The 12,113-nt window shown below is 70.5% G+C and carries 11 protein-coding genes; 6 read left to right on the top strand and 5 right to left on the bottom strand.

Annotated elements, in window-relative coordinates; genetic code table 11:
* The first annotated feature begins 303 nt into the window (after positions 1-303).
* Positions 304-507 carry a hypothetical protein gene (locus ACYVJS_RS01090; RefSeq protein WP_460736938.1) on the top strand — a complete coding sequence of 68 codons (204 nt, stop codon included), beginning with the start codon at positions 304-306 and terminating at the stop codon, positions 505-507.
* Between the two features lie 73 nt (positions 508-580).
* On the opposite strand, the gene ACYVJS_RS01085 is transcribed toward ACYVJS_RS01090, so the two are convergent.
* Positions 581-1,993, bottom strand: coding sequence for a cation:dicarboxylate symporter family transporter (locus tag ACYVJS_RS01085; RefSeq protein ID WP_460736936.1), 1,413 nt, complete (start codon positions 1,991-1,993; stop codon positions 581-583).
* 106 nt (positions 1,994-2,099) lie between these two features.
* Here ACYVJS_RS01085 and ACYVJS_RS01080 point away from each other — a divergent pair, with 106 nt between their 5' ends.
* From ACYVJS_RS01080 to ACYVJS_RS01070, 3 genes are read left to right on the top strand one after another with little or no spacing between them, the layout of a single operon-like run.
* Entirely contained in the window at positions 2,100-3,356 is a 1,257-nt protein-coding gene (locus ACYVJS_RS01080; RefSeq protein WP_460736934.1) for a sensor histidine kinase, read from the top strand.
* On the top strand, positions 3,353-4,033 hold the full coding sequence (locus tag ACYVJS_RS01075) for a response regulator (protein ID WP_460736932.1): 681 nt from the start codon (positions 3,353-3,355) through the stop codon (positions 4,031-4,033). Before ACYVJS_RS01080 ends, ACYVJS_RS01075 begins: the two co-directional genes overlap by 4 nt.
* 44 nt (positions 4,034-4,077) lie before the next feature.
* Entirely contained in the window at positions 4,078-5,244 is a 1,167-nt protein-coding gene (locus ACYVJS_RS01070; RefSeq protein WP_460736930.1) for an aggregation-promoting factor C-terminal-like domain-containing protein, read from the top strand.
* An 81-nt stretch (positions 5,245-5,325) separates the two neighbouring features.
* Here the strand turns inward: ACYVJS_RS01070 and ACYVJS_RS01065 are convergent, their stop codons facing one another.
* Positions 5,326-7,290 carry a GDSL-type esterase/lipase family protein gene (locus tag ACYVJS_RS01065; RefSeq protein WP_460736928.1) on the bottom strand — a complete coding sequence of 655 codons (1,965 nt, stop codon included), beginning with the start codon at positions 7,288-7,290 and terminating at the stop codon, positions 5,326-5,328.
* Positions 7,291-7,429: 139 nt separating this feature from the next.
* Here ACYVJS_RS01065 and ACYVJS_RS01060 point away from each other — a divergent pair, with 139 nt between their 5' ends.
* Complete coding sequence (locus ACYVJS_RS01060; RefSeq protein WP_460736926.1) at positions 7,430-8,023, top strand: DedA family protein; 594 nt, start codon at positions 7,430-7,432, stop codon at positions 8,021-8,023.
* Positions 8,024-8,051: 28 nt separating this feature from the next.
* On the opposite strand, the gene ACYVJS_RS01055 is transcribed toward ACYVJS_RS01060, so the two are convergent.
* The 3 genes from ACYVJS_RS01055 to ACYVJS_RS01045 form a co-directional block, all read right to left on the bottom strand.
* The gene (locus ACYVJS_RS01055) at positions 8,052-8,696 is read right to left on the bottom strand and encodes a CE1759 family FMN reductase (RefSeq protein ID WP_460736924.1); all 645 of its coding nucleotides are present in this window, start codon (positions 8,694-8,696) and stop codon (positions 8,052-8,054) included.
* Positions 8,696-9,898 carry an LLM class flavin-dependent oxidoreductase gene (locus ACYVJS_RS01050; protein ID WP_307325824.1) on the bottom strand — a complete coding sequence of 401 codons (1,203 nt, stop codon included), beginning with the start codon at positions 9,896-9,898 and terminating at the stop codon, positions 8,696-8,698. The genes ACYVJS_RS01055 and ACYVJS_RS01050 overlap by 1 nt, the downstream gene beginning before the upstream one ends.
* 111 nt (positions 9,899-10,009) lie before the next feature.
* Positions 10,010-10,909: an alpha/beta fold hydrolase gene (locus ACYVJS_RS01045; RefSeq protein WP_460737087.1), complete on the bottom strand. Its 900-nt coding sequence runs from the start codon at positions 10,907-10,909 to the stop codon at positions 10,010-10,012.
* A gap of 85 nt (positions 10,910-10,994) precedes the next feature.
* Here ACYVJS_RS01045 and ACYVJS_RS01040 point away from each other — a divergent pair, with 85 nt between their 5' ends.
* Complete coding sequence (locus ACYVJS_RS01040) at positions 10,995-12,110, top strand: acyltransferase family protein (RefSeq protein WP_460736922.1); 1,116 nt, start codon at positions 10,995-10,997, stop codon at positions 12,108-12,110.
* Positions 12,111-12,113: the final 3 nt, after the last annotated feature.

Here is a 12,113-nt window from a genome sequence, read left to right as displayed (position 1 = left end):
CCACCCCGTGTGGGCGACGAGCGGACATGCGAAGGAGCAGGGCTGCGGTTATGGGCGCGCGGCATGACTGCAGAGAGCCTGCGCTGGCCACCAGTAGAAGACCACCCGGCGTGCGACACACGACGAGGAACCCACCACAGGGGACCAGCTTCCCGCCGGCCTGCTCCGTGAACTCGTATGGAGTTGGGCGATCGCAGAAAGCGATCCGCCTCAGCCTACCAGTGCAACCCGTTCTCACGCCGGTCGGCGCCGCCTATCGTGGGACGCACACCCGCGACAGCGGAACCGACGAGAGGACAGGTCATGACCCACGACGCCACCCCCGGCTCCCACCGCGACGCCGAGTCGGGCACCGAGCCCGCCGCCACCGGCGAGGAGCAGCTGGTCGAGGACGGCCTCCTCGACGGTGCACCCGAATCCCCGGACCCGCGCGAAGAGGCGCAGCTGCAGGCGCAGCTCGAGCGCGAGATGCGCTTCGACGGCTTCGAGCAGGGCATCGAGGGCTGACGCTGGACGAAGAGGGGCCCCGGCACGCATCGCGCACCGGGGCCCCTCTCTCGTGACTCAGCTCTCTCGTGACTCAGCGGACGGTGGTCGCCATCGCCTTCGCGGCCGCTTCCTCCCGCTCCGCGGCGGGCGCCTTCCCCGCCGCATCCGCACCGTGTCCGCCGGTCAGCGTGGACTCGTCGAAGGGCCGGGCTCCGGAGAGCACCTCGCGCACCCGCGCCTTGTCGATCTGCCGGGTCCAGGTGCCGATCAGCACGGTCGCCACCGCATTACCGGTGAAGTTGGTGACGGCGCGGCCTTCCGACATGAAGCGGTCGATGCCGACGATGACGCCCACGCCGCCCACGAGGTCGGGACGGTAGGTCTGGAGCCCTGCGGCCAGGGTCGCCAGTCCCGCACCCGTGACTCCCGCAGCCCCCTTCGAGGCGATGATCATGAACACGAGCAGGCCGATCTGCTCGGGGATCGACATCGGCGCACCCATGCCCGTCGCGATGAACAACGACGCCATCGTGAGATAGATCGCCGTGCCGTCGAGGTTGAACGAGTACCCGGTGGGCACCGTGATGCCCACGACGGGCTTCGAGACGCCCAGGTGCTCCATCTTCGCGATCAGGCGAGGCAGAGCCGACTCCGACGACGACGTGCCGACGATCAGCAGGTACTCACGACCGAGGTACTTCATCAGGGAGAAGATGTTCACACGGGCCACGGCGTAGAGCAGGGATCCCAGGACACCCGCGATGAAGACGAAACACGTGATGTAGAACGCGACCATCAGGAGGCCGAGTCCGAGGATCGCGGCGACACCGGTCGAACCGACGACGGCGGCGATGGCGCCGAACGCGCCGACCGGCGCAAGCCACAGGATCATGCCCAGGATGCGGAACACGAGCGTCTGCAGGTGGGTGACGGCCGTCATGATCGGCTTGCCCTTCTCCCCCAGGCCCTGCAGCGCGAAGCCGACCAGCAGCGCGATGAACAGCACCTGCAGCACGCTGCCGCCGGTGAACGCCGCGAAGAAGGATTCGGGGACGATGTGCAGCAGGAAGTCGACGGTCGAGGTCGCCTCACCCGTCGCCTGGTAGCTGGAGCCGGACATGTCCAAGCCCTCGCCCGGGTGGATGATGTTGCCGACCACGAGTCCGATCGCCAGCGCGAAGGTCGACATGCCGAGGAAGTAGACCAGTGCAAGACCGCCGATCTTGCCGACGGTCGTCGCCTTGGCGATGGATCCGACTCCCACCACGATCGTGCAGAAGATGATGGGAGCGATCATCATCGTGATGAGCGAGACGAACGCCGTTCCGAGCGGCTTCAGGCCCACCGCGAACTCGGGGAAGGCGAGACCCACCACGGCGCCGGCGACCACGGCGATGATCACCGAGACGTACAGCCAGGTGTGCTTGTCCCATTTCTTGCGACCGGTGCGGCCTGTCAGCCGCGGCAGGGTCACCGTCGTCGTGCGGGGAAGTCGCAGAGCCATCATCGTCTCCTTCTCGATCGGGCCGCCTCATCGTGGCCGCGCTCGTACCCTCGCGCCCGGTGACGGGAGCGGTCGAGTTGTGGTCGTATTGATCACGGAGGATGCGGTGAGACCGACGAAGTTCCCGACGAGCGCTGCGACGCGCCTCTTCCTGCTGATCGCCGCCGCCGCGGTCGCCGTGGCCGCCGTGCTCAGCGCGGTGCTCGTGTTGGACGCGCAGCGCGCGGAACGCGCGGAGGCCGAGCGCGTGACGCAGATCGTCGCGCGCACCCTCGCCGAGGACCCCTTCGTGCTGGACGGCGTCATGTCCGCCGACCCCTCCGCCGTCCTCCAGCCGTTCGCCGAGTCGGTCATGGCCGCCAGCGACCTCGACTTCGTGACGATCATGTCGCCGGACGGGGTGCGCTTCACCCACCGCGACCCTGCGCGGATCGGCGAGCGCTACATCGGAACGATTCCCGCATCCCCCGAGTCGCTGACCGAGGAGCGCGCGGGAACGCTGGGTCCGTCCGTCCGCACGATCGCTCCCGTCACGGACGGCGACGAGGTCGTGGGCTGGGTGTCGGCGGGGGTGACGCTGGGCAGCATCGGCGACGGGATCGCCGCCCGGCTGCCGTTCGCCCTCGCGGTCGTCCTCATCGTGCTCGCCGCGGGCCTGGTCGGTGCCGTTCTCGCGCGCGGGCAGGCGCGACGGGTCACGGGCGACCTGGCCGCATCCGAGATCCGGGACACGCTCTCGAGCGCCGAGTCCATGCGCACGCTCGGTGAGGCGCTGCGCGCGCAGACGCACGAGCACGGCAATCGCATCCACACGGCCGTCGCGCTTCTCGAGATGGACCGGCGCGACGAGGCCATCGCTCTGCTGACGGACTCCGCCCACGCATCCCAGCAGCTCGTCGACCAGGTGACCGCCCGCACCGACGGCGACGCGACCGTGGGCGCCCTCGTGCTCGGCAAGGTGTCGCAGGCGGCCGAGCGCGGCGTGCAGTTGCGCACGAGGATCGACCCCGACGCGCCCCGCTCCGTGCTCACCGCCGTCGACGCCGTCACGGTCGTGGGTAACCTGCTCGACAACGCCGTGGATGCGGCAGCGGCCGGGCCCACCCCGCGCACGGTCGATTTCACGATGACGCGGTCCGGGCGGGACCTGATCCTCACGGTGACCGACTCAGGTGCAGGAGTGCCCGCCGAGTTGCGCGAGAGGGTGTTCGAGATGGGATTCAGCACGAAACCCGCGGGGGCGGAGGGTCGTGGCGTGGGCCTCGCCCTCGTCCGCGACATCGTGACGGCGGCGGGCGGCAGCATCCGCATCGACGACGCGGATCCCAGCCGCTTCGTGCTCGTGTTGAGAGGACGACGATGATCCGGGTCCTCGTCGTCGACGACGATGCGCTGACCCTCGAGCTGCACGGGCAGTACGTCGGCCGCCTGGACGGCTTCGAGGTGAGCGGACTGTGCGCGGGAGCCGGTGCGGCTCTGCGCGCGCTCATCGGCGCAGAGCCCCGCCCCGCCGTCGACCTCGTGCTGCTGGATATGACCATGCCGGACGCGAGCGGCCTGGATGTACTGCGCCGCATCCGCGCCGCCGGCAGCACGGTGGACGTGATCGCCGTGACCAGCGTGCGCGACGCCGACACCGTGCGGGCGACCGCGAGCCTCGGGGTCGTGCAGTACCTCGTGAAGCCTTTCACCTTCGGCGTGTTCCGGGAGCGGCTCGAGCAGTACGCACAGGCCCGCGAACGGCGCACTCCCCGCGGGCCCGCGACGCAGGCCGAGATCGATGCGCTGCTGGGGGCGGGTCGCACGGCTCCCATCCCGGTCACACCGAAGGGCATCTCGCCGGACACGCTGGATGCGGTGGGCCGGGCACTCCGCGAGGGCGACGCGCTCTCGGCCATCGAGGCGGCGCGCCTGCTGGGTCTGTCGCGCGTCTCGGCCCGTCGCTATCTCGAACATCTGGTGGAGATCGGTGCCGCCGAGCGACGTGCGCGCCACGGCCGCCCCGGTCGACCCGAGAGCGAGTACCGCTGGTCGATGTGACCGGTGGGGTTGGTGTGACGCGTGTGACGCAATAGCGTGTCCGCATGACCGTCGAGCGCGCGCCACGCCCTCGGGCGCCTCGCCCGAGGGCTCTCGCCGTCGCCGCTGCGATCGTCGTCCTGCTCGCGGGCGCGGCCGCGCCCGCTCGCGCGGCCGACGCGCCTTCCTGGGACGACGTGCAGAAGGCGCGCAACAACCAGGCGGCAACCGCCGAGCTCGTCGCGCGCATCGACGCCGAACTCGACGCAGCCCAAGAGCGCAGTGCCACCGCCGCCACAGCGGCGCTGGATGCGGCGCGCGTCGCCGAGGACGCCCGCCGACGCGCGGACGAGGCCGCCGGGCGCTCCGCAGCACTCGATGCACAGGTGGTCGCCGCGCAGGCGGAGGCCGAGGCGCAGCGTGCGCACACCGGAGCGCTCGCGTCCTCCATGTATCGCCTCCAGTCCGACGGCCCTCTCGTCGCCCGGCTGCTGACCGCGGCAGATCCCGACGACCTGCTCGACCGTCTCGGCCTGCTCGACACCGTGGGCACGGCCTGGGCCGGCCGCGCGGCGCGAGCGCAGGGGGCGGCGAACGTCCTCGCAGCGCTCAACGATCAGGCCACGCTCGCACGCACCGCTCGCGAAGACGCCGCCACCGAGGCCGAGCGCGCGGCGGCGGACGCGCAGTCGGCCGCGGATGCGGAATCCGCCGCCGTCGTCGAGCTCACCACGCAGGCAAGCACGCTCTACGCGCAGCTGGCGACGCTCAAGGGCACCACGGCCGACGTGGAGCGCCGGTACCGGTTGGCGAACCAGGTCGCGGCGCAACCGGCCAATCCTGCACCCAGTTCCCCTTCCTCCGGCTCACCCGCTCCCCCTGCCCCCTCCGTTCCCTCTCCTGGGTCCGGAGGCGGCGTCGTCGTCGACCCGGGCGGAGCGCGGGAGTACGCGCGCGGGGCGATCGGCGCCTACGGCTGGGGGCAGGACCAGTTCGAATGTCTCGTATTGCTCTGGAACCGGGAGTCCGGCTGGCGCGCCGACGCGCTCAACCCCTCCAGCGGCGCCTACGGGATTCCGCAGTCCCTGCCGGGCGACAAGATGTCGAGCGCCGGCGCCGACTGGCGCACGAATGCCGCGACGCAGATCAACTGGGGTCTGTCGTACATCTCGGGCCGCTACGGCTCCCCCTGCGGAGCATGGGGCCACTCACAGGCCACCGGCTGGTACTGAACCGCGTCTCGACTCGCTCCGCTCGCCCAACGGGCAGGGGGCAGCGGTCATTGAGCGAGCCGCAGGCGAGACGAAACGCCCTCAGGCCGACGAGGAGGCGCGGCGCGAGCGCCCGACCCCGGGCATCTCGACGTAGTCGTCGTGCTTCGCGTCCAGACCGTCACCGGCGGTGCGCCCCCGCATCCGACGCCACAGCCACGGCAGCGCGTCGCGGCGCAGCCAGCCGCCCGCCGAGGGCTCGTCGTCATGCAGGGCGGCATCCAGATCGCCCAGCGCCTCGGCATCCGGGATTCCCAGCACCTCGGCGGCGCGATACGCCAGGAAACGGTGGCCGCGCGAGCGCAGGTGCACCTTGTCGTCGGCCCACATCTCCAGCGCGCCGATCTCGGGCAGTGCCTCCAGATCGAGGAGCATGCATCCGTGCACACGTGCGATGCGGCGCAGCTCGGAGGCGTACTGGGCGAAGCGGCGGGCGAAGAGTCCCGCGGCTCGACGGTGCGGCAGGAACGGCGTCACCAGGAGCACGTCGCAGCCCGCCTCCCGGAGCGCGACGACGCCCTCTTCCAGTTCGGCGGCGAGAGCTCGCGGGGCCGCGCCGTGGCCGACGAGATCGTTCGCCCCCATGAGGATCGAAACGAGATCCGGGCGAAGGTCGAGCGCCCGCGGGATCTGCGTCGTCGTGAGATCGCGCACGCGACGCGAGCGGACCGCAAGATTGGCGTAGCGGAAGGGTTCGCGACCGCGGTGCTGCTGCGCCAGCAGCGGCGCGAGACGGTCGGCCCAGCCACGGTACTGCCCGTGGGGCGCGCGGGAGGTGTCGCACAGGCCCTCGGTGAGCGAGTCGCCGAGGGCGACGAACCGCGCCCATCGCCGCGGCGCGGGAAGCAGCGCCGGCATGGCGGGACGCGTGTCGCCGCGAGCCAGGAGACGGTCGTCGATGCGGCGCAGCTCCCGCGCTTCGTCGTAGTGCCCGAGCAGCTGGCCGTACAGCGACGCCCACGTGCGCTCGGCGACGGCGTCGCGCGCGGCCAGCGAGAACGCCTGTCGCTTCGCGTCGTCGCCGAGGAGGTCACCCACGCGAGCGCGCAGGTCGCCGAGGTCGCCGGGACGGTAGAGCCAGCCGTCGATGCTCGAGCGCACAAGGTCCACGGGTCCGCCCGTGCCCGTGGCGACGACCGGGACGCCGCTCGCGTGCGCTTCCTGAATCGTCTGACCGAAGGTCTCGCTCTCGCCGGGGTGCACGAAGACGTCGAACGATGCCATCGCCTCGGCGAGCTCGTCGCCCGCGAGGTGCCCGAGGAACACCGCGCCAGGGAGCTGTCGCTCGAGCTGCGGCCGGGACGGACCGTCTCCGACGATCACCAGCCGCGCACCTTCGACGCCCGCCAGCGCGGCGAGATCCTCCACCTGCTTCTCCGGGGCGAGGCGCCCGACGTAGCCGATGATGCGCTCGCCCGGTGCCACGCTCCGACGGAACTGCTCGCTGCGACGATCCGGTCGGAACCGTTCGCCATCCACGCCGCGCGCCCACATCCGCAGACGGTCCACGCCCAGCCGCTCCAACTGCGCCACCGACGAGGTGGAGGGCGCGAGGGTGAGAGTCGCCCGACGGTGGAGACGTGCGACGTGGCCGGCGGCGAGGACGGCGGCCTGCGGCATCCGGTAGCGCTCCGCGTAGGCGACGACGTCGGTCTGGTAGATCGCGACGGATGCGGCGTGCAGCGACTCCGCGGCGTTCACGCCCTGCCACCCCAGCACGAAGGGCGAAGCGAGGTGGACGACGTCGGGGCGGAACTCGCGGAGGATCGCCGCGATGCGCGCGACGCGCGCGAAGACGACCCGCACCTGCGGATACGACGGCAGCGGGAGCGAGGCGAGCAGCTCGGTGCGGGAAGCAGCGACCGCGTCGACGGACTCCGTCGAGCGGGGGGCGATCACGAGCGTCTCGTGACCGTCGGCGGCGAGGTGCCGGAGCACCTGCAGGACGGAGCCGGTCACCCCGTTCATGTGCGGAAGGTAGGACTCGGCGATCAGCGCGACTCTCACGAGACCAGGGTGCTCCCGGCGCGGGGCCCGCACGGCGCGAACCCGGGCGGATCGTCGAGAGTTCACCCGATGCACCACGGCTCGTCACCGGACGTGCCCCGTTGGGTCGCCGTTCACCCGCCGCTGCGATGCTTCACGGGTGGCGGAGCCGTTCCTGACCGATCTCGCATCGAGTCCGTGGGCGCTGCCGCTCATGGCCCTGCTGGTTTTCGCCGACGCCCTCCTCGTGGTGATCCCGGGCGAGGTCGCGGTGACCGCTATGGGCGCACTGGCGGTGTCGACGGGGCAGCCGCCGATCGTCGCGGTCGTGGCCGTCGCCGCTGCCGCAGCGTTCGCGGGCGACGCCGCCGGGTACCTGATCGGACGCACGGTCGGGATCGAACGCTGGCGCTGGATGCGCCATCCTCGCGTCGCGGCGGCCTTCTCCTGGGCGCGGGCACGCCTGCACCGCAGCGCCGCGACGGTGGTGTTCACCGCACGCTTCATCCCCTTCGCGCGGGTCGCTGTCACCGTCACGGCGGGAGCCACACGGGTGAGGCCCACGCGGTTCCTGGGTGCCTGCGCGCTCGCAGCGATCGGCTGGGCCATCTACCAGAGCCTGATCGGAGCCGCGGTCGGCGCCATCGTGCCCGGCGGCCCCGTAGTGGCGGTGATCGTCTCGATCGTGCTCGCGCTGGGCCTGGGCTTCACCCTGGACGCGGTCGCCGCGAATCGCGTGAGGGCGCCGCGGTGACGCGGCGCCCTCACGCGATACGGAGAGGTCACTCCCCCGCGAGGCCGCCCAGCAGGTGGCCGAACGAACGACCCTCCCCGAGGTAGTTCGCCGGATCGAACGGATCGGCGTCGACGACCGGGCTGCGACGGGCGACGGCTTCGGCCAGCTCGCGCGCGCCCTTGTCCACACGGCTCGAGAGCGTCGCGACCTGGTCTCCGCTGCCGCCCCAGTCGGCGGAGGCGGCGAAGACACCGGTGGACACCGCATCCGCGTGCAGGTAGGCGAACAGCGGACGGATCGCGTAGTCGATCGCCAGGGAGTGGCGGGCCGTTCCCGCGTTCGCGCCGATGAGCACCGGCTTGCCGCGCAGCGCATCGGGATCGAGCACGTCGATGAACGACTTGAACAGTCCCGAGTAGCTGGTGGAGAAGATCGGCGTGACGACGATGAGCGCGTCGGCCGACACCACGGTGTTGATCATCGTCTCCAGCGCTGTGGGCGCGAATCCGGTGAGCAGGTTGTTCGTGATGTCGTGCGCGAAGTCGCGCAGCTCGAACACGTCCGCGGTGATCTCGATGTCGCGCTCCGCCAGCTCGCGCGCGGTGGCGGCGAGCAGGCGGTCGGCCAGCATCCGAGTCGACGACGGGTTGGAGAGACCTGCCGAGATGACGGCGATACGACGGGTGCTCATCAGGCGCTCCGGGTGGCAGCGGCGCCGAAGGCGGCACCGACCGGCTGCGGGGTGTCCTGGTAGGGCGAACCCGAGGTCAGGTTGTCACCGCGGTTGGCGCGCGGCGTGGCCTGACGGGGCTCGGCGTCGCCGTACATCTTGCGCACGAGGTTCTCGTGGGTGGGCGCGTCCGGCACCTCGGCGGGACGGTTCTTCGCGAGCTCCTTGCGCAGGACGGGCACGACCTCCCCGCCCAGGATGTCGAGCTGCTCGAGCACGATCTTCAGGGGGAGCCCCGCGTGGTCCATGAGGAACAGCTGGCGCTGGTAGTCGCCGAACAAGTCGCGCATACCGGCGTAGCGGTCGATGACCTGCTGCGGCGAGCCGACGGTGAGAGGCGTCATCTGCGTGAAGTCCTCCATCGACGGGCCGTGTCCGTAGACCGGGGCGTTGTCGAAGTAGGGACGGAACTCGTTGACGGCGTCCTGCGAGTTCGCGCGCATGAACACCTGTCCGCCGAGGCCGACGATCGCCTGCTCGGGCGTGCCGTGTCCGTAGTGCGCGTAACGCTGGCGGTACAGCGCGATCAGGCGCTGGTAGTGCTCGGCCGGCCAGAAGATGTTGTTCGCGAAGAAGCCGTCACCGTAGTAGGCGGCCTGCTCGGCGACCTCCGGCGTGCGGATCGAGCCGTGCCAGACGAAGGGGGGCACGCCGTCGAGGGGGCGCGGCGTGGCGGTGAAGCCCTGCAGCGGGGTGCGGAACTTGCCCTCCCAGTCCACGACGTCCTCGCGCCACAGCTTGTGCAGCAGAGCGTAGTTCTCCAGCGCGATGGGCAGACCCTGACGGATGTCCTTGCCGAACCAGGGGTACACGGGGCCTGTGTTGCCACGGCCGAGCATGATGTCGGTGCGGCCATTGGACACGTGCTGCAGCATCGCGAAGTCCTCGGCGATCTTCACCGGGTCGTTCGTGGTGATGAGCGTCGTGGCGGTAGACACGAGCAGTCGCTCGGTCTGCGCGGCGATCGCGGCGAGCGTCGTGGTGGGCGACGACGACCAGAAGGGCGGGTTGTGGTGCTCGCCGAGGGCGAAGACGTCCAGCCCCACCTCCTCGGCGTGCTTGGCGATCGTGATGGTGTTGCGGATGCGCTCCGCTTCGCTCGGGGTGTGACCCGACACCGGGTCCTGGGTGATGTCCGAGACCGTGAAGATGCCGAACTGCATTCCCGGCCAGGTGGTGTTCTCGCTCACGATTCCTCTTCCGCTTCCCGGGTGCGTGCCCGCATCCGTTTCTATGCGATTGAATATATCCCCTATAACGCGTCGGGGTCGAGGTTATTCCCGGCGATCGGATGCCGATTCGTACAGATGACGCAGATCCCTGCTCAGTTGGTGGGGCACCGTCTCGCTCGGCGAATGGCCGGTGTCGTACACGACGGCGTGCGCCCCGATCCGCGACGCGTAGGCGCGGTACTCCGACTCGGGCCAGAGATCGTGCGTGCCCGTGGCGACGAGCTTGGGCAGATCGAGACCTGCGACGGCGGCCGTCACATCCGGCATCGACATCATCAGGCCCACGATGTCCGTCACGCTCGAGCGGCGGGTCAGCGCGAATCGCTCGCGAACGAAGCGCAGGCGACCCGGCGGTACGCGGTTGAGGTTGTTGCGGATGCCCCAGAGCATGAGCCCGGCGCCCGCGCGCGGACCCGCAGCATCCGAGAGGCGCCCGATGCGCTTCACGCCGCGGAACACCTGCCCCGTCGCCGGCGGACAGGTGACGAGCGCGAGGCTTGCGAAGAGGTCCGGTCTGGCCACGAGCGCCAATTGCGCGACGAGTCCGGCGAAGCTGTAGCCGAGCACATGCACCGGTGCGGATCCGGTCTCGAGCACCGCGATCATGTCGTCCACGAACAGCGGGTAGTCGTAGTTCCGGCGAGGCGGTTCGAGATTCTCCGGACCGGCGTCCGCCGACTCGTACTGGCCTGCAAGATCGTAGGATTCCACGCGGTACCCGGCGGCGGCGAGCAACGGCATGACCAGCACGAAGTCCTCCTTCGAACCGGTCACCCCGGGAACGAGCAGAACCCTGGGTCCGTCCACCGGCCCGAGCGACACGCGCGCCAACGCTCCGGACGGCGCCGCCACCGCATCGCGTACGGCGTCCGGCGGGAACAGATGCCAGTCCACGTCGCCGAGGGATCGGTCCTGCCAGGCAGCGTCCTCGCGCACGGCCATCGCCACCCCCTCACCGGTGGCCACACCCTACTGCCTCCCAGACCCCGCGACACGCGGGGCACGCGCACCGGTAGGGTCGCACGCGATGAGCCTTCCGCCGACCCCCGCGCCCGCGCGCCCGAAGCGCCGGGTGCCATTCTGGGACAACGCGCGCTTCGCGTCGATCGTTCTGGTCGTGCTCGGACACGCCACGCAACGCCTCATCTACGACTCGGATGCGGCACTCGCCCTCTATCTCGTGGTCTACGCCTTCCACATGCCGGCCTTCGCCGTGATCTCGGGATACTTCTCGAAGGCGGGCGTTCCCGGTAAGCGCCAGATGGCCCGAGTCGTCACCGACATCCTGCTGCCGTATCTCATCTTCGAAACGCTCTGGACGATCACCAAGTTCTTCGTCGAGGGCGCCGCCAACCCGAATCCCACGAAGCCATCGTGGACGCTGTGGTTCCTGCTCGCGCTCGGCATCTTTCGCGTCGCGCTCCCCTACCTCGCGCTCCTGCGCTGGCCACTGCTGTGGGCGCTGGTGGTCTCGATCGGTGTGGGCTACCTGCCGAACATCGACTCGACGCTTTCGCTGTCGCGCACGATGGGGCTCCTGTTCTTCTTCACCCTCGGCTGGTGGCTGCGCGAGCACGACATCGTCGAGCGCTTCTCGCTGCTGGCCCGCCCATGGTGGAGCCGCGTCGCCGCCGCAGCGGTGCTGGTCGCTGCCGGCGCGGTCGCATGGATCTTCATCGACGTCTGGCGGGCGATCGATCTGCGTACGTGGCTGTTCTACGAGGACGCCTACTCGGATCTCGGCGGCGAGCAGTGGTGGGCCGGCGGCATCCGACTCGCGCTGATGGCGCTCGCCCTGCTGCTGACCGCCGCCTTCCTCGCGCTCGTTCCCAGGCGGGCCGCGTGGTGGACCTCGTTCGGGCAGTACACGATGTACGTGTACCTGCTGCATTCCTTCGTGCTCTACCCGTTCCGGGAATCGGGTGTCCTGCGGGGGCTGGATCCGACCTGGTTCTGGCTGCCGGTCGTGTGCGCCGCGTCCGTGCTCATCGCGCTGGGACTCGCGACGGCGCCCGTGCGCCGCGTGTTCCGTCCCCTTGTCGAGCCGCGCTGGTCGTGGCTGTTCGCCGACCGTACCCTCGCACGTCGCGAAGGACACCGCAGCGACCCGACCGGATCACGCCGCGCTCCCGAGCGCCGCTGAAAC

The sequence above is a fragment of the Microbacterium neimengense genome (assembly GCF_054782995.1).
Note: the sequence above shows the minus strand (reverse complement) of the source record. Positions and strands in the feature narration are given on the sequence as shown.